Source organism: Bifidobacterium leontopitheci, from assembly GCF_009193355.1.
In the GTDB taxonomy this organism is placed as follows: Bacteria; Actinomycetota; Actinomycetes; order Actinomycetales; family Bifidobacteriaceae; genus Bifidobacterium; species Bifidobacterium leontopitheci.
The window spans coordinates 1-17,432 of the sequence record NZ_WBVT01000023.1 but is presented as its reverse complement, the minus strand read 5'-3'; the positions used below and the strand labels follow the sequence as shown (position 1 = coordinate 17,432).

The window sequence follows — 17,432 nt, the reverse complement described above, 5'->3', positions numbered from 1 at the left end:
GGATTGATCTGTCGTCTCACGGTCTGGGAGGGTATGGGATTTGGACAATCCGACCTTACTCGAGCGCGGCTCCGAACTGTGTGAGCACATCCTGCCCGGCGCGGTTCGTCACGGCCTTGCCCATGGCGTCCGAAATAAGCTCCAGCAACGCCTTGGCCCGTTCGATGAAGTACGTGTCGAAGTCGTCCCGGCGCATCGCGTCGACGTCCACCAGATGAGTGGCCAGAAAACGGTCAAGATCCTCTTGGGTCACATGCCCGTCCCGCTCGATGTTGTCCATGTACTCGCTTGGGGCCGCGCCGCCGACCACACGGTTGGTGTGCGCGGTGATTGGCGTCTTGTTGACGATGGAGTTCCACTTGTGCCGGTCGTAACTCATCTTCTGGCAGTATTTGGCAGGGAAAAAATGATGGATGTCCACCGACTGGTCGGTGAAGTTCACGAAGTCCATGGCCTGCCCGGTCATGAAATCGACCGCGCCATGCCGGAGTATCTCCGAAACCTGCACCTCGTTCGATTTGAACATACTCGGCATCCTTACCTCCACGGCGTCAATCGTATGATTGAGTAACTCATTATCATGATGTTCTTTGCGGATTCCCAATCAGAGACCTCGACCATGCGGGCGATAGGTTATAACAACATGCAAATATGCATGTTTTAGAGCATGGAGGTTTGATATGGCTATGCTGACCGTCCCTGTGGATACCTTGGTCCCCATCAGCCGGTTCGACCGCGGCACCGCAAGCGCCGAGTTCGCGAAGGTTGCTGACAACACGCCCGTCACCGTCCTGCGCAACAACGAGCCCGTGTATTTCATCATCAACGCACACGACTACCGTCATTTCCGCGAATTGGAAGACGAGGTCAAGGAACTGCGCAACGCGGAGGCACAACGTCAGGCGTTGAATGGTGAATGCACGCATTCCTTCAAGTCCGTCGATGGCATGGACGAGTATTTCGATGCGCTATGAGCCGTTGCGCATCGAGACCATCAGGACGTTCGATCAGGATGCGAAAGCCTTGAAGAGCCTCATAAGTGGTATTAAGGAAACGGTCAGGCGCGAGGTGGCCGCCATTGAGTGCGTGAAAGCCGACGAACAGGCCCCGATTGTCGTGAATTGATGGCATTGTGCCGGCTCCGGCGAGATGTGGGTGTTTTGTTTTGCGAAAACAGCGGGCACGCGTTTTGCATGATATGCCGGAAATGGCTTTATGAAGCCGTTTTGCTGTGTTGCCTGATTGTTGGTCATCGCTGAAATCGCCAGACAAAACACCCACATCTCGAGCATCGTCTCCGAATTACCCCGAAATGACGTGGCTGGGCGGTGGCGACTCCAATGTGTTGAGTCTTTGCGGGGGAGCGGGAGGCTGCTTGCGGGGGCTCTTCATGAGGAGTGAGCCGATGATGGGGCTTTGGTTGAATGCGGATTGGTGCGCGGGCATGGATTTGCCTGTTTTCGTGTCTTGTGCCAAAGGGGAGTGGGACGCGATTTGGAATCGGGCGTTTTTCGTGTCGCGTCCCAGTGGAATGCGGGGGTACAGCCTTCTGGCCGCTCATGCCACACGTCGGGCGGCATCGTCACGGCCCCGCTCGGGTGACGACGCTGACATCGCCTGTGCAAAGGCCCGGACTTGTGCGCCGGCAGAATGATGTGCCGCCGTCCGGATCGGAACGCGGCATAATAGGGAACGGTAACAATCCACATCGCAAGGAGGAAACCATGGCCGTCAAGGACGCCAAGGTGCTGATCATCGTGAACAACTGGGGCATCGAGGAGACGGAGCTGACCCGCCCGCTGCGCGACCTCAAGGCCGCCGGAGCCCAGGTGACGCTCGCCGCCACCGAGCTCGCCCCGTGCGAGACCGTGCAGCACGACCGGTACGAAGGCGAGACGCTCACGCCGGACACGACGCTCTCCGACGTGCAGGCCGCCGACTACGACCTGCTCGTCGTGCCGGGAGGCACCTGCAACGTCGACCGCATCCGCGTGAACGAGGACGCTATCACGCTCGCCCAGGAGTTCGCGCACGAAGGCAAGCCGATCGCCGCGATCTGCCACGGCGCATGGCTGCTCGTCAACGCGGGGCTGATTGCCGGCAAGACCGCCTCGCCGTGCCGCTACATCGCCGCCGACATCGAGAACGCGGGCGGCCGTTACGTCGACAAGCAGCTGACCGTCGATGACGAGAACGGATGGAAGCTCATCACCTCCCGCAAGCCCGACGACCTCGACTACTTCGTCGACGCGATCGAGAAGGCGCTCGCCTGAGGCGATAAGCCGGCTGTGCGGGATGACGTGTAGCTCGGGTGACGCTCCCCCAGTCAGCCTACGGCTGACAGCCCCCTCCACCGAGGGGGCCGAGGGGCGGGATGGCCGGCCTGTGGCGGCAGTGTCCTGCAATTGGGGGTGGCTTTCGGCAGGTTCTGTGGCGGGTGACGCTCCCCCAGTCAGCCTACGGCTGACAGCCCCCTCCACCGAGGGGGCCGAGGGCGGGCTGATCGGCTTGTAGCGACAGCGTCCTCCACCGAGGGGGCCGAGGAGGCGGTCCTTCACCGAGAGGCCGAGGGGTGGGGCTGCAGTGTTAGGCGATGAAGCGCAGGTAGGCGCGGTCGTCGAAGGATTCCAGGTCGGGGGTGAACCCTTTGGTGGTGCGGTACTCGTCGATGAGCATCGGATCGTCACGGCGCAGCCGCTCCAGCTCACGCTCCGATTCGGCGAGCGTGCCGCGCAGCAGCGGATACCCGTCCGAGGCGAGCACCACCTCATCGCCGGGCTGCACGGGCACCACGCGAATCGGATACTCCATATCCGTGAACCCGTCGAACACGAAATACCCGTATTCGCCACGACGGTTCTCATACATCGTCTGCAACCTCAAGAACGGTTTGATCAGCTCCCGCGAGGGGTCCGTATCGCCGTCGTACTGCGCGCTGCCATCGCGCAGCATGATCGCATGCATCGCATAGGAGCGCAGTTCGCCGAGCAGCGCATCCACACGCTTCACGGTCGGCGTCTGCACGCCGTTCACCATGATCTGGCAGTCGCCGAACAGCCATGCCTCATGCCGCCGCGCACTGTACACGACCGCGTTCGCCTGCAGCCGCTCCCACGGCTCCCGCTCCACGATGCGACGGTCCTCCTCCGGCAGATCCTCATACTCGCGCCGAATCCAGCCATCAAATATGCGCTGCACCCTGCGCATATCCGCATTCGCAGGCAGCGCCGCGACCACCGCCGTCAGCAGGTCCTTCGCCACCACGCCGCCGCTCGGCCGCCACAGATGCCGTACGCTCTTGCTCGTCACCCCGTCAACCACGGCCGCGAAATCACTCGTCACGACCAGACCGTCCTCATTCAGCGACTGGTCGGGCCGCTTGCCTCGGCAGAATTGTTCCACAACTCGCATGACATCCAGCATAGTGCCGCCGGCAGAGCAGAAGTACCCGAGCGTCCACACGAAGCAACGTCCATCACGCCACCGCACTCGCCACACGTCGTGCACGCCAACGCCATCACCCGCACCCACTACGCACCCATGCACTTCCGCCACGCTGCGAGCCGGCAAAAACGGGACGACACGCCACAGCGAAACCTCAACCCGATACGATGGAACCCATGACCACGACAGAACAGCACAACGCCGCACAGAACAACGTCACACAAGGCAACGTCGCACAGAACCCAGCCACGGCCCCTGCCATCCCGGATCCATGGCCCGCGCCGACGCCGCACGGACCGCTCGACGCCACCGTCACCATCCCCGGCAGCAAATCACTGTCCAACCGGTACCTCATCCTCGCCGCACTCGGCACACGGCCGGTCACGCTGGTCGGCCTGCTGCGTTCACGCGACACGGAACTCATGATGGGCGCGCTCACCGCACTCGGCGTGCGCTGCGACATCGACCCGGACACCGACACCACGGTGACCGTCACGCCGCCCGCGGACGGCCGGTTCCACGGCAACGTGGACGTCTACTGCGGCCTCGCCGGAACCGTCATGCGCTTCGTACCCGGCCTCGCCCTGTTCGCCGACGGGCCGGTACGCTTCGACGGCGACAGGCAGGCCTACGAACGTCCCATGAAACCGGTGCTCGACGGGCTCGAACAACTCGGCGCAAGCGTGCAATACCACGGCGAGACCGGACGTCTCCCGTTCACCATCACGCCACCGGCAACGAACCCGCCCGCCGCAGCCGACGCCCCGCACGCCCCCGCGCAAGTCGCCATCGACTCGTCAGGCTCGTCACAGTTCATCTCCGGACTGCTGCTCATCGGCTCCCGACTGCCCGGCGGACTCCAACTCGCGCACACGGGGGAGAAGACCCCCAGCCTGCCGCACATCCGCATGACCGTCGCCGACATCAACGCGGCAGGCGGACAGACGCTCGCCGACGAGGCCGCACGTCGGTGGACCGTCGAACCGAAGCCGCTGCAGCTGCCCGAACGCGTCGTGGTCGAGCCGGACCTGTCGAACGCGGCGCCGTTCCTCGGCGCGGCGCTGATCGCGGGCGGTACGGTGAAGGTGCCGCACTGGCCGGTCGAGACGACCCAGCCGGGCGGCCTGCTTCCGGGATATCTGGAGCGCATGGGAGCGGAGGTGTCGTTCCCGGAGGCGAACGGCATCCGCTACTGCCAGGTGACGTCCGACGGTACCGTGCACGGGCTTGGCGACTTCGACCTGACCGCGGCCGGCGAGATCGCGCCGTCGCTGGCGGCGATCCTCGTGTTCGCCGACGCGCCGACGCGCATGATCGGCATCGGCCACCTGCGCGGCCACGAAACGAACCGGCTGGAGGCGTTGGTGACCGAGATCCGCCGCATCGGCGGTCAGGCGAGGGAGCTGCCGGACGGCATCGAGATCACGCCGGTGCCGAGGGAAGACCTGCACGGTGAGGTGATGGAATCGTACGCCGACCATCGCATGGCCACGTTCGCGGCGATGATCGGCCTCGCCGTGCCCGGCGTGAGCGTCGTCAACGTGGCGACCACGCGCAAGACGCTGCCCGATTTCGTCGGCATGTGGACCGGCATGCTGGCCGGGGGAGTAGCAGCAGGGGAGTGACGGCCGGCAGTCGCCGGACCACCCCGCAGATACGTTGATGGCCCGTCACCATGGTCTCCGAACTTATATCAGTCGGAAGCCACGGCGACGGGCCATCAACATATCTTGCGGTCTATTTCAGACGTCACCTGCCTAGATGCTACTCCTCGGTGATCTGCGCAAGAATGCCCTTCGCATACGCCACCTCATCCTCGCCGGCGCCGGAACCCTCGGCGACGATGCTCTCCGCGATGGCGCGGATCGAACGCGAACGCACCTCGTCCTGCAGTGTCACGGGCGTGCCGTCCGCGGTGACGTACGTGATCCACATGCGTGAATACACGTCACGCGCGTAGATGCGCGGCGTGAAGTCGCGCACCACCAGATTAGACAGGAACGAGCCGTCATCATAGTCGGTCTTCGCCACGCCCTTCGCGCTGCCGACCAGGTTGGTCGGCGAGGCGCCGTACTTCCAGCCCCACGCGGTCACGGTCGTGCCTGAAATCGGCGAGATCTGATAGCCGAAGCGCATGCTCGTGCGCGTGAAGTCGGTCTCGCCGTCCTCCGTCGTGTAGTCGGCGCGCAGCGAGCCGCCCTTGAACGCGAACGGTTTGGCCGCGTCCACGAACTTCGGGTAGGCGAGGCCGGCGCGCATGGCCTTCGGGATGCTACGCGTCAGCTTCTCGTCCACATACCAGCCGGCGAACGTCTTGCCCTCAGGAGCAGTGGGCGCGGTCCACTTGGAGGAGTCGCCCGCCGCACGATACGGGTCGATCAGGCACGCCGAACCCTCGACGCACTCCGCCGCGGTCCACTGGGCGGTCAGGGTCACGGTCGCGCCCTTCGCGGCGAGGTCGGTCACCGACTGGCCGTCCGTGTAGTCGTGGCCATCGGAGCCCTTCCAGCCGGCGAACTTGTATCCCGGCGCGTAGTAGCCCACCGCCGGCAGCATCGTGGTCACGCCGCGGTAGACGGTCTGGTCGGCCATGCTACCGGAGATGGTGGAGCCGCTCGCCTCGCCGGCGGCGAACTTCAGCGTGTATGCGTCCGTAAGAGCCGGCACGTTGAGCACTTCGACCTTGACGCGTTGGATCCTCTGGTTGATGGTGTAGTTGCCGAGCCAGCTTGCGCTGGCGGTGTAGGTCAGCGTGTTGGGATTGCCGTACAGGGTGACCTTGTAGCCTGCGGGGACGGTGACGCTACGAGTGTTCTCATAAAGCTCTCCCAGCTGCTCCTTGCCTGAGTACTCGCCCGGCAGCATCTCGAGCTTGGTTCCCCCGCCCCACATATTCGAATGAATCGCCGCTTTCTGCGTCGCCGTCCACGTCGCCTCGGCCACCTCGCTCGGATTGTATCCGGTGCGGTAGGCGCGCGCCTTCACCGTCAGCGACGCGCCGGCGAACCGAATTGCGTCACCGGCGACGTACCGGGTGCCGCTCTTGCTGTTCGGCTCGCTGCCGTCCGTCGTGTAGTAGACGTCCTCTCCGGCGGCCACGTCGATGACGAACGCCATCGTGCCGCCGCTTGCCGTCTCCTTGCCGTCAGCGTCGACCGCGGCGGCCCTGATCGTCGGCTTGGGCGCGCGGCCCAGCACGTCGGCCATGTCGTCGGCGGTTACGGTGACCGGAACAGTGCTGCCGCTCCAATCGAACGGATCCACGTCGAACGTGTCCGGCGAGGCGGTGCAGCCGTCGCACGTGATGGTGACGGTCGCGAGCGGCACGGCCTTGAGCGTGACCTTGCCGTCTTTGAGCGTGACCTTGCGCGTCTCCAGGTCGCCGTCCTTCGGCGTGATGACCGCGGTGGCGGTCGCCTTGCCGGAGTCCGCGCCGCCGGCGACGACCATCGCCACGCTCAGCGTCACGTCCACGGTGTTCGTGATCTTCACGGTCTTGCTTGCGTTGAGCTTCACGTCGTAGGCGACCACCGAGTACACGGGGATCTTCACCCCCGGGTCCACGGTGAACGTGCCGGTGTCCGAATAGCCGGCCTCCTTGCCGTCCGCGTACAGCCGCCAGCCGATCGTGCTCTTCGCGGAGGCCGCGTCCGGCATGGTGGCCGTGATGGTGATGCCGCCGTCCGCGTTGCGCTTCGCGTCCACCTTCGGCGTCGGCAGGTTCGCGGTGTCGTAGCCGGTCACGCCGTTGAGCACCTTCACGTCGGCGTCGGTCGTGTAGTATTCGACCGGCTTATCGAACGACGGATACCGCGACGCGAACTGTTTCGCCTCGTCGCCGGGCGTCACGCCGAGCCGTGAGAACACCTCGGCCATGTTGAAGCCGGTGACCTCGCTGAACGCGGCGACCATGCGGTCGCGGCGTTGCTTAGTGTCGATCGCGTTGTACCGTGTCGGGTCCTCACGCACCAGACGGTACATCGTGCCGAGCGTGCCGTACTTTTTGATCTGCGCGACGATCGACGCGTCATGCTCGAGACCGTCGTGCTCGTAGTCGTACTCGTCGAAGTAGCGCAGAATCTGCCAGCGAATCATGACCGCGAGGAACACGTCGTTCCAGTTCATCGACGCGTCCTTGCCGGCCGCGACGTCGGCCAGGTACTTCTTGTACGTGGGCAGCGACTGTCCGGTGATGTTGCCGTGGTACGTGGAGATCGAGAACTCGCCGCCCTCGGCCTCGACGCGCGCCTTCTCGGCACGCACGCGGCCCCACAGCGAGATGAGGTTGTTCGTCTCCTCGCCGATGATCAGCGGTCCCAAGTCCACGGTGTGGCCGAACTCGTGGTCGAGACCCCAGCCGTTCGGGCCGGTGCCGTCAAGCAGCACCGCCTCCGCGCCGATGGGCAGCGACTGCAGGTAGGTGAACGCGAACATGGTGGACGGGCTGGTCAGGTTCTGCGAGGATTCGGTCACCACGCGCATCGGCGTGTGATGGTGCACGGCCTTCTCGTCCGCGTCGTCGAAGCCCATGATGTGGTCGAAGTATTCGAGCCTGCTTTCGGTCGACTGGTACGCCTTGGTGATGTACGCGGTCGCCGACTGCTCGTCGGTGATCTTCGCGAACAGGTGGTTCACCGCGTCCGTGGCGCTCGTGGTGAACACGCTGCGGCCGATCAGCAGACCGGTCATGTCGGCGTTCAGGTCGAGCCTGCCGGGCAGGTTGCCCACATAATTGGTCACCGTGTCGACGGTCTTCGCATACTCGCGCGTCTCCTGCACGTACTGCCAGAAACGTTCGGGATGCTCAGCGTCATACACGTAGTACGGGTAGCGGCCGAGCGTGGTGCCGACCACCGGATGCTCGTTCGAGGCGTCCATCGCCTCGATGCGCACGCGGGCGCGGCCGGTGCCGTAGTTGCGCAGGAACACGGCCAGACCCACCGTGCGCTGCGATGCGTCGACGGTCACCTCGTTGAGTCCCGCCGAGAACCGTGCGCGGTCCGGCACCCAGACGGTCAGATAGTTGTTCAGATCCATGTGACCGGTCTGTCGCCAGCCGAACGCGACCTGATTGGGATTGTCCGCCTCCACGTACACGCGGAACCGCACCGAGGAGCCGGGGCGCACGTAGAAGCCGCTGAAATCCATGTTGTCGAACTCGTAGCCCTGCTGGGTGCGGTTCTTCTCCGCGTTGAGGTCGCCGAGCCGGCTCAGCTCGATCACGGACGCGTCCACCGCCTCGCGGTTGCGTTCCAGATAGTCGCGCGTGGTCTCCAGCTCGTCCAGCTTCGTCGTGTACGCGGTCTTCTCGTCGTCGCTCAGCCCGGCGAGGGAGGCCACCTTGGTCTTCGCCTGCGCGATCTTCTCCGCACTGTCCAGTTCGCTGATTAGATGCGTGCGCAGGTTGTCGGTGAACGGGTTGTCGATCTGGTCGAGCAGCTCGTCGATGTTCGCGACCGTGATCGTCGCGTTCGTCACACGCAGGCGGACCGTCTCACCCGCCGTGGTGACCGCCGTGATGGAGCCGAGCGTGGCGGCGGCGAGCTCCTTGCTGGGGAAGCTTGCGACCACGCGGTTCTTCGCGAAGCTGGCGGCCGTGAGCGTGAGCGGATCGTCCGGCGTGTGCCCGGTGAGTGCCGCGGTGACGGTCACCTTCGCGTTGCCGTTCACGGTGACGCGGTCGGTGACCTTGCCTTTGCCGCCGATGCGCACGGTGCCGGACGTGTTCTGCGTGACCGTGGTGACCGAGCCGTCGGTCACCTCGAGCGTGGACGAGCCGCCGGCCACGGTGACGCCGCCCACGCAGTTGCTCATCACGCCGCCCTCGAACACGACGGTGCCGCCGTTGATCTCGACGACGCCCTTGTTCAGGTTGTTCGCCTTGAAGTTCTGCACGGCGACGTTGCGGCCGAGCACGATCCTCGCGCTGCCGGCAGCATAGAACGCGGAGAAGTTCGATGCGGCGGCCGCGCCCTCGAAAGTGAGCGCGGCGTCGCCGGCTGCCTCGAACTTCAGTGTGCCGCGGTCCATGGCGACCATGTGGATGCCGGCCGGGCGGGTGAGCGTCGTATCGGCGACGGCGCGCACGGTCACCGTCTTGACCGCCGTGAGCGTGAGGCGCTCGTCAAGCGCGATCGCGCCCTTCGTCTCGATGACGTCGCCGTCCGATGCGGCGGCGATCGCGGCCTTGAGGGTGTCGTATGCGGTGCCGTTCAGGGTGATGCTCGGCGAGCCGGCGGCCTGCTCGGCCTGGATGACCGACTCGAGCTGCTGGGTTGCAGTTGCGGCTGTGGTGTCGCGCTGCTTGGCCGTCGTGTTGGCTGTGTTCGCCGCGGCGGCGGTGTCCTCGTCCTTGGTGCTGCTGCTGGCGTTGCTGCCTGCGTCGTGTTGCGCGGTCGTGGCCGTCTGCTGGCCGTCGGCCGCGATGGCCTGGGGTGCGGGACCGGTGAACAGGCTCGCGCACAGGGTGATGGCAAGAGCCGCCGGCAGGATGCGGGCGGACAGATGTCGTGATGTGGTCATGGAATCGTGTGGTTCTCTCTCGTGATGATGGATGATGATGCCGCGGATGTCGGTGACGCGTCAGAAGACGGTCGCGGATTCGCTGATCATGCTGGAGAACAGGTCTCCGCCGCCCAAGTTGCCGCAATTGTCCGGGTCGTCGCCGACTTGGCAGCTGTTGCAGATCACGTCAATGGGGGAGAGGTCAACTCTGATCATCGTCGGGGATTCATAGGGGTGGCGTACGCGCATCCGATATTGTTCCTCACGTTCTGCGTCCGACAGTGCGGACGTCGGTGTACTACGTCTGTCCCTGTTTCGGGGACACCGCAGTGTATCACATGGCACCTGACCGTAGATGCAAAAAAGCGGGGGCCGCGACTCGTGTGAATCGCGGCCCCCGCCCTGCGTGGCGTAGATAGAGCCCACCGGAAATAACTAGATCGCTACGTACTTGCTTACTTCGTGAACTTGTTGCCGTAGGTGTCCTCGCCGGCTTCCGCGATGGCGGCGGACTTGCGGGCGATGGCCAGCTCCTCGTTGGTCGGGATCACGGCGATGATCACGGAGGAGTCCGGGGTGGAGATGACGCGCGGCTCCTTGGAACGCTTCGCGTTCTTCTCCTCGTCCAGCTTGACGCCGAACGGGGCGAGCTTGTCGCACACCATCTTGCGCACGATGTCGTCGTTCTCGCCGACGCCGGCGGTGAACGTGATCACGTCGACGCCGCCCATCTGCGCGGTGTAGTTGCCGATGTAGCCGACGATGCGGTGCACGTACACGGCGAGGGCCAGCTTGGCGTCCTCGTTGCCCTCGGCCACCAGGCGGTGGACCTCGCGCAGGTCGCCGAAGCCGGTCATGCCCATCATGCCGGAGCGCTTGTTGAACAGGGCGTCCAGCTCGTCCACGTTCATGTGGGCGTTGCGGATGAGGTGGAAGACCACGGCCGGGTCGATGTCGCCGGTGCGGCCGCCCATCATCAGGCCCTCAAGCGGGGTGAGGCCCATGGAGGTCTCGACCGGCTTGCCGGAGATCTCGGCGGAGGCGGAGGCGCCGTTGCCGATGTGCAGGACGATCTGCTTGAGGCCTTCGGCCGGCTTGCCGACGACCTCGGGCACCACGGAGGAGATGAACTCGTGGGAGGTGCCGTGGGCGCCGTAGCGGCGGATGTGGTACTGGTCGGCGATCTCCTTGTTCAGCGCGTAGGTGCTGGACGCCTTCGGCAGCTGGAAGAAGAAGGAGGAGTCGAACACGAAGATCTGCGGCACGTCGGGCAGCAGGGAGCGCATGACCTCGGCGCCCTTGGCCTCCGGGCCGTTGTGCAGCGGGGCGAGGACGGCCAGGTCCTTGACGGCGTTGATGGTCTTGTCGTTGACGAGGGCCGGCTTCGGGAAGAGCGAGCCGCCCTGGACCACGCGGTGGCCGACGGCGACGATGCCAGCGTCGGCGAGCTTCGGGCCGTACTCGTCGAAGAAGCCGAGCACGCGCTTGAGGCCCTGCTCGTGGTCGTGGATCGGCTCCTCGAGCTCATGCTTCTCGCCGTTGTACTCGTGCTTGTAGTGGCCGTCGACGGGCTCGCCGATCTTCTCGACGAGGCCGGAAGCGAGACCTTCGCCGGTCTCGAGGTCAACCAGCTGGTACTTGATCGAGCTGGAGCCGGAATTGATGACAAGGACGGTTTTCGCCATTGTGGGCATCCTCCATGTTGATGTGACTGTGTCCCGTAAGACACGGGTTACCGTATGTCAGAATACTCGCCGCTTGCTACAAATGGGTGCGGCCCGCGCCGGAGCGAACCATATCGTTCGTTCCCGCGCGGGCCGCATCGGCATCGTCGCCTCGAGGAGCCGCTACTGCGCTTCGATGGCGGTGAGCGCCACCGTGTTAATGATGTCCTGCACGAGCGCGCCACGGCTCAGGTCGTTGACCGGCTTGTTCAGACCCTGCAGAACCGGTCCGATGGCCAGCGCGCCGGAGGAGCGCTGCACCGCCTTGTAGCCGATGTTGCCGGCACACAGGTCGGGGAACACGAACACGTTCACATGGCCGGCCACGTCATTGCCCTTGGCCTTCGTGGCGGCCACGGTCGGCGACCATGCGGCGTCGAACTGGATGGAGCCGACGACCGGCAGGTCCGGCGCCTTCTCGCGCACGAGGCGGGTCGCCTCCTCCACTACGTCGACGTCCGGGCCCTTGCCCGAGCCGAGCGTCGAGTAGGAGAGCATGCCGACCTTCGGCTCGATACCGAACGCGCGGGCCGTCTCGGCCGACTGCAATGCGATTTCGGCGAGCTGCTCGGCGTCCGGGTTGAGATTGATCGCGCAGTCGGAGAACACGGCCACATGGTCCTTGAAGCACATGAGGAACGCGCCCGAGACGAGCTTCTGGCCGGGCTTGGTCTTGATGACCTGCAGGGCGGGGCGCACGGTGTTCGCGGTGGAGTTGACCGCTCCGGAGACCAGGCCGTCCGCGTAGCCGAGCACGACGAGCATCGTGCCGAAGTAGCTGGCGTCCGCGAGCTGCTTGCGAGCCTGCTCTTCGGTCATGCCCTTCTTGGCGCGCAGCTCGCACAGCTTGGCGACCATGGGCACGAGCACGTTCTCGTCGTCCTTCGCCTGGAAGCGAGCCTTGCCGAGCGAGTTGAGGCCGAGCTCGCGTCCGCGCGCGAGGATTCGCTCCTTGTCGCCGATGATGATCAGGTTGACGATCTCGCGTTCCAGCAGATAGTCGGCCGCCTTGATGATGCGGTCCTCCTCGCCTTCGGGCAGCACGATGGTCTTCTTGTTGGCTTTTGCACGGCCCAGCAGGCTGTGCTGGAAGTTGTACGAGGTGACGGGGAACTCGATGTCGGCGTCGAGGGCGCGCAGCACCTCTTCGGTGGGCACGTTCGCCTGGAACGCGGCGAGTGCGGCGTCCGCCTGGGAGGCTTCGGTGAACGGCGTCTGCGGGATGGTCCACACCGGCAGACCGAATTCGGCGAGCGAGTTCTTGACGAAGACGGCGTGGCGCGGCTCGCAGCCGGTGACGAAGATGCCGAGCACCTTGTTGCCGGCCGCCTCCATGCCTTCGATGGACAGCTGCACGGTGTCACGCAGCTCATCGGGCCAGCGGTCGATGGTGCATACGGCGAGGAACACGCCGGCCTGCAGGTCGGCGGCGATGTTCGCGTTGAACTCGTAGGCGGTCGGGTCGTTGACGTGCGACTTGTCGGTGCCGACGATAAGCGCGGCTTCGGCGCGCGAGACGTTCATCGCGTCGTGGAACGCGGTGACGATGTCGCCGCGGGCGCCCTCTTTGTCGCGGCGCACGGTGTGGATGTCGAGGCCGGTGGACAGCGCGACGCCGAGGCCGGCGTTCGACGCGCCGAGCAGGACCGGCGTGAACTGGTCGTGGTTGGACACGGCCGGGCGGAACACCGCGGTCTTGTACTTGGTGGTCAGCGCCTTGAGCACGCCGTACGCCACCACGTTGCGGCCGTTTGCGCCTTCGGGGCTTGCGATGTAGATGTTCTTTGTTGTCACGGTATTCTCCTCGGGTGGTGCACTGCGTGTGACGGCTTTGTTCACACTCGTGCCCATTCTAGTACGTTGCCGGACGTGGCGTGTGTCAATCGGAGGGCGCGCCCCTGCAACGCGGCGCGCCCCTGCAACCAGACTAGTGTCACAGCGGGTAGCTACCCGCTGTGACATTGGGGTGTGGTTGTTGGAAAGCGGCAGAATGGCCGATCTGGGGGAGCGTCACCCGCGCCGAGCCAAAGCCCGTCTACTTGTGGTACAGGCTCACACGCTCGTACTTCGGCTCGCAGCACACGTTGATGCCGAGCCTGCGGTACAGGGCCTCGTCCGCGGCGGAGATGATGACGGAGAAGAAGGCGTCGCAGCCGCGCAGCTGTTCCAGTCCGCTGATGGTGCGCGCGGCGGTCGCGCTGTTCGCGCTGGTGATCGACAGTGCGATGAGCGTCTCGTCGGAGTGCAGGCGCGGGTTCGCACTGTGCAGATGCCCGGTCTTGAGCCGGCAGATCGGCTCGATGGTCGCATCGTCGATCACCTGCAGGCCGTCGTCCACGCCGGTAACCGCCTTGAGCGCGTTCATCAGCAGCGCACTGGCCGCACCCAGCAGGTCGCCCGTCTTGCCGGTGACCACGCGGCCGTCGGGCAGCGTCATCGCACCGGCCGGACCGCCCGTCGCCTGCTCCTTGTCGAGCGCCGCGCGGCGTGCCGGTGACAGGTTCTCGTCCACGCCTGCCCTTTGCATGATGGAACGCAGACGCTCCAGCTGCTCCTCGCCGGCTCCGGTCCGCTTGAAGTTCACCGCGGCAGTGAAGTAGCGGCGCACGATCTCCATGCGCGCGGCGGCACGGCAGGCTTCGTCGTCGCAGATCGCGTAGCCGGCCATGTTGACGCCCATGTCGGTGGGGCTGCGGTACGGGCTCTCGCCCATGATCCGCTCCAGCAGCGCCTTGAGCACGGGGAACGCCTCCACGTCGCGGTTGTAGTTGACCGTCGTCTTGCCGTACGCCTCCAAATGGAACGGGTCGATGATGTTCGCGTCGTCCAGGTCGGCGGTCGCCGCCTCGTAGGCGATGTTCACCGGATGATTGAGCGGCAGGTTCCAGATGGGGAACGTCTCGTACTTCGCATACCCGGCCGCGATGCCGCGCTTGTGCTCGTGGTACAGCTGGCTGAGGCAGGTGGCCAGCTTGCCCGAGCCGGGGCCGGGCGCCGTGACGACGACGAGCGGCCGGCTGGTTTCTATGTAGTCGTTGCGCCCGTAGCCGTCGTCGGAGACGATGCGTTCGATGTCGTGCGGATACCCCGCGATCGGATAGTGCAGGTAGCAGGTGATGCCCAGCTGGGCGAGACGGTGACGGTACGCGTCGGCTGCCGGCTGACCGGAGTACTGGGTGAGCACCACGGAGCCGACGAGGAACCCTCGCGAACGGAACACGTCGATCAGGCGCAGCACGTCCTCGTCGTACGTGATGCCCAGGTCGCCGCGCGTCTTCGCCTTCTCGATGTGGTTCGCGTTGACGGCGATCACGATCTCCACGTCGTCCGCGAGGCTTTCAAGCATGCGGAACTTCGTGTCCGGCTCGAACCCGGGCAGCACGCGCGAGGCATGGTAGTCATCGAACAGCTTGCCGCCGAACTCCAGGTAGAGCTTGCCGCCGAACTGCGCGATGCGCTCGCGGATTCTGGCGGCCTGCAGTTCGATGTACTTTTTGTTGTCGAATCCCTGCTGCATAGGTGTCTCGGCTCCTTCCGAACGGCATCATGAACGCAAGGATTATACCGGAAAAGCTCCCGCCGCGCATGTCATCGGGAGCGGGTATGTTCCATTTCATATGGCAGTCTGACGCAGCATCGACGGATGATGTTGGGCCGCAGGCCATGACGAGGAGGATTCATGCGTGGCGAGGCAGTGAAACTGACGAAAATGCTACAGGGAACGAGAACTCGTTTCGTGATTCCGGTATACCAGCGTAATTATGACTGGAAACGAGAGCAGTGCAAGCGCTTGTTCGATGATTTGACTGACGTAGCTCGGGAGGAGCGCGAGTCGCATTTTTTCGGCAGTATCGTTTCTCAGGCTGACGGCGACACGAAGATTATCATCGATGGGCAACAGCGTATTACCACAGTCTATTTGTTGCTCACGGCACTGTTGGAACAAATAAGGTCCGGGAATGTGCCGACAGGTGGGAAGGAACGTCTCGCCGAGTTCATACAGGACGAATACCTTGTCGATCGTTATGCGAAGGATGATAGCAAACTCAAGCTTAAGCTGGTGAAAGGGGATCAGGCGGCACTCGCCAAGGTCATGAATGCCGTGGACAGCGGGAATGATGGCCTCGATGAGGACTCGAATGTCACTGTCAATTATCGGTATTTTCTTGACCGTATAGCGCAAAGCGGACTCGACGCCGGCAAGATTGAGGATGCGGTGGAGAAACTGGAGGTCATCGATATCAAACTTGAGTCCGGGGATGATGCGCAACTTATCTTCGAAAGTCTCAACTCCACAGGTTTGGGGCTCAGTGAGGGCGACAAGATCCGTAACTTCATGCTAATGAATCTGCCTCTCGATCAGCAGGAAATGTGCTATGAGCGGTACTGGAACGTCATGGAGCGTAATACCTCATATGACGTTAGCGCATTCATTCGCGACTATCTGACGATGAAGACCCGCAGGACACCGGTCATCAGTCAGGTGTACTCATCCTTCCGACAGTATGCGAAGGATTTCGAGCCACTGAATCTTATGAATGATATGCTGCGTTTCTCTCGATATTTCGGCCGCATTACCGGGACTATTACGCAGAGCTCGTCGGTTGACGACGGGCTTAGACGGCTAAGGCTGTTGGAGATGAGTGTCATCAATCCATTCCTGCTGTCGTTGTTGGAATACGTTGACGACGGGGAAATGACTTCCACAGAGTTGCAAGAGGTATTTCACATAGTTGAGGATTACCTGTTCCGACGGTGGATGTGCAATGTCGCCACCAACGCATTGAACAAGGTTTTCGCGGGTCTTCATCATGAGGTGCTACGCGGCGTGACTGAAGGAAGTACTTACTGCGAATCCCTCAAATATGCTTTGCTGAGAAGGGAAGGTAGTGGCAGGTTCCCGGATGATGAGGAGTTCCACCATGCCTATAATCAGCGGAATCTATATGAAATCAGACATATGAGGTTCTATCTTTATGACTGTTTGGAGAACGACGACAATGTGGAACGCGTGAACGTCGTCGACATGTTGGAACGAGGAAAGCTGTCTGTCGAACACATCATGCCGCAAACCCTATCCCGGCAGTGGAGACAGTGTCTTGGTGCTGATGCAGATGACATTCATAACCTGTGGCTTAACCGCATGGGCAACCTGACGCTTACCGGATACAATTCTCGGTATTCCAACAGTGAGTTTTCATTCAAACGCGACTGTGAACACGGGTTCAAAGACAGCGGTTTAAAGCTAAATCGATTCATTGCTGATTGCGATTCTTGGGGCGAAGAGCAGATTGTCGAGCGCAATGAGTTGTTATGGAAGCGTTTCCTTGAGCTTTGGCCGGCAATTGAAACGTCCTATCGTCCTGTGGTCGAGGAACGGGAGACCCATGCGTTGGATGAGGATTTCGTGTTCACCAACCGCAAGATTGCTGCGTATACATTCCAAGGTGCGCGGCATGTCGTAAAGACTTGGGTCGACATGATGCAAGGTGTCCTCGTTGGTCTTTATGGAATCGATCCTGTGGCTTTGCGCGCAGTGGCCTTCTCAGATAAGTTTCCTTCGAGGTATTTCTCGGACTCGCCATTGGAATACGGGTTTGAGGTTGGTACGGGAATATGGTTTGACCCGGGCTGGTAGTGCCCGATTTCTTGCGCACTTTGGTTCTCGCCCGTCCCTGTGACGATGATCAGTTCGCTTCGTGTACGTTCTCACCGAGTCGGGACATGTCGAGGTAGCGGCGCGTCGACCACTCGCTGGAG

12 protein-coding genes are annotated in these 17,432 nt (G+C 63.3%); 4 read left to right on the top strand and 8 right to left on the bottom strand.

Annotated features, from left to right (window positions below; all coding sequences use genetic code 11):
- Positions 1-55: 55 nt before the first annotated feature.
- Positions 56-526 (bottom strand): hypothetical protein, encoded by a 471-nt coding sequence (locus tag F7D09_RS07505; RefSeq protein ID WP_152234779.1) that lies wholly within the window; start codon positions 524-526, stop codon positions 56-58.
- 154 nt (positions 527-680) lie between these two features.
- On the opposite strand from F7D09_RS07505, the gene F7D09_RS07500 reads away from it, so the two are divergent.
- Positions 681-974 carry a prevent-host-death family protein gene (locus F7D09_RS07500; protein WP_226836090.1) on the top strand — a complete coding sequence of 98 codons (294 nt, stop codon included), beginning with the start codon at positions 681-683 and terminating at the stop codon, positions 972-974.
- A 33-nt stretch (positions 975-1,007) separates the two neighbouring features.
- Here the strand turns inward: F7D09_RS07500 and F7D09_RS07495 are convergent, their stop codons facing one another.
- Entirely contained in the window at positions 1,008-1,253 is a 246-nt protein-coding gene (locus tag F7D09_RS07495; RefSeq protein ID WP_152234778.1) for a hypothetical protein, read from the bottom strand.
- A 471-nt stretch (positions 1,254-1,724) separates the two neighbouring features.
- On the opposite strand from F7D09_RS07495, the gene F7D09_RS07490 reads away from it, so the two are divergent.
- Positions 1,725-2,273: a type 1 glutamine amidotransferase domain-containing protein gene (locus F7D09_RS07490; RefSeq protein WP_152234777.1), complete on the top strand. Its 549-nt coding sequence runs from the start codon at positions 1,725-1,727 to the stop codon at positions 2,271-2,273.
- 313 nt (positions 2,274-2,586) lie between these two features.
- Here F7D09_RS07490 and F7D09_RS07485 read toward each other — a convergent pair whose 3' ends face one another.
- Complete coding sequence (locus tag F7D09_RS07485; RefSeq protein ID WP_152234776.1) at positions 2,587-3,411, bottom strand: hypothetical protein; 825 nt, start codon at positions 3,409-3,411, stop codon at positions 2,587-2,589.
- 209 nt (positions 3,412-3,620) lie between these two features.
- Here F7D09_RS07485 and aroA point away from each other — a divergent pair, with 209 nt between their 5' ends.
- Positions 3,621-5,069, top strand: a complete 1,449-nt coding sequence (aroA, locus tag F7D09_RS07480; RefSeq protein WP_152234775.1) for a 3-phosphoshikimate 1-carboxyvinyltransferase — start codon at positions 3,621-3,623, stop codon at positions 5,067-5,069.
- A 139-nt stretch (positions 5,070-5,208) separates the two neighbouring features.
- Here aroA and F7D09_RS07475 read toward each other — a convergent pair whose 3' ends face one another.
- The 5 genes from F7D09_RS07475 to F7D09_RS07460 form a co-directional block, all read right to left on the bottom strand.
- Positions 5,209-9,966, bottom strand: a complete 4,758-nt coding sequence (locus tag F7D09_RS07475; RefSeq protein ID WP_152234774.1) for a chitobiase/beta-hexosaminidase C-terminal domain-containing protein — start codon at positions 9,964-9,966, stop codon at positions 5,209-5,211.
- 60 nt (positions 9,967-10,026) lie between these two features.
- A complete protein-coding gene (locus F7D09_RS11170) occupies positions 10,027-10,164 on the bottom strand; it encodes a hypothetical protein (RefSeq protein ID WP_193312380.1) in 138 nt (45 codons plus the stop codon).
- Between the two features lie 239 nt (positions 10,165-10,403).
- Entirely contained in the window at positions 10,404-11,633 is a 1,230-nt protein-coding gene (locus F7D09_RS07470; RefSeq protein ID WP_152234773.1) for an acetate/propionate family kinase, read from the bottom strand.
- Positions 11,634-11,795: 162 nt separating this feature from the next.
- Positions 11,796-13,466, bottom strand: a complete 1,671-nt coding sequence (gene pta, locus F7D09_RS07465) for a phosphate acetyltransferase (RefSeq protein ID WP_152234772.1) — start codon at positions 13,464-13,466, stop codon at positions 11,796-11,798.
- A gap of 241 nt (positions 13,467-13,707) precedes the next feature.
- Positions 13,708-15,189, bottom strand: coding sequence for a DUF1846 domain-containing protein (locus F7D09_RS07460; protein ID WP_152234771.1), 1,482 nt, complete (start codon positions 15,187-15,189; stop codon positions 13,708-13,710).
- A gap of 162 nt (positions 15,190-15,351) precedes the next feature.
- Here F7D09_RS07460 and F7D09_RS07455 point away from each other — a divergent pair, with 162 nt between their 5' ends.
- The gene (locus F7D09_RS07455) at positions 15,352-17,310 is read left to right on the top strand and encodes a DUF262 domain-containing protein (protein ID WP_152234770.1); all 1,959 of its coding nucleotides are present in this window, start codon (positions 15,352-15,354) and stop codon (positions 17,308-17,310) included.
- Positions 17,311-17,432 lie beyond the last annotated feature (122 nt).

Coding starts and splice junctions, on each gene's coding strand:
- F7D09_RS07505 (WP_152234779.1), bottom strand. CDS start 526: ATGTTCAAATCGAACGAGGTGCAGGTTTCGGAGATACTCCGGCATGGC.
- F7D09_RS07500 (WP_226836090.1), top strand. CDS start 681: ATGGCTATGCTGACCGTCCCTGTGGATACCTTGGTCCCCATCAGCCGG.
- F7D09_RS07495 (WP_152234778.1), bottom strand. CDS start 1,253: ATGACCAACAATCAGGCAACACAGCAAAACGGCTTCATAAAGCCATTT.
- F7D09_RS07490 (WP_152234777.1), top strand. CDS start 1,725: ATGGCCGTCAAGGACGCCAAGGTGCTGATCATCGTGAACAACTGGGGC.
- F7D09_RS07485 (WP_152234776.1), bottom strand. CDS start 3,411: ATGCGAGTTGTGGAACAATTCTGCCGAGGCAAGCGGCCCGACCAGTCG.
- aroA (WP_152234775.1), top strand. CDS start 3,621: ATGACCACGACAGAACAGCACAACGCCGCACAGAACAACGTCACACAA.
- F7D09_RS07475 (WP_152234774.1), bottom strand. CDS start 9,966: ATGACCACATCACGACATCTGTCCGCCCGCATCCTGCCGGCGGCTCTT.
- F7D09_RS11170 (WP_193312380.1), bottom strand. CDS start 10,164: ATGATCAGAGTTGACCTCTCCCCCATTGACGTGATCTGCAACAGCTGC.
- F7D09_RS07470 (WP_152234773.1), bottom strand. CDS start 11,633: ATGGCGAAAACCGTCCTTGTCATCAATTCCGGCTCCAGCTCGATCAAG.
- F7D09_RS07460 (WP_152234771.1), bottom strand. CDS start 15,189: ATGCAGCAGGGATTCGACAACAAAAAGTACATCGAACTGCAGGCCGCC.
- F7D09_RS07455 (WP_152234770.1), top strand. CDS start 15,352: ATGCGTGGCGAGGCAGTGAAACTGACGAAAATGCTACAGGGAACGAGA.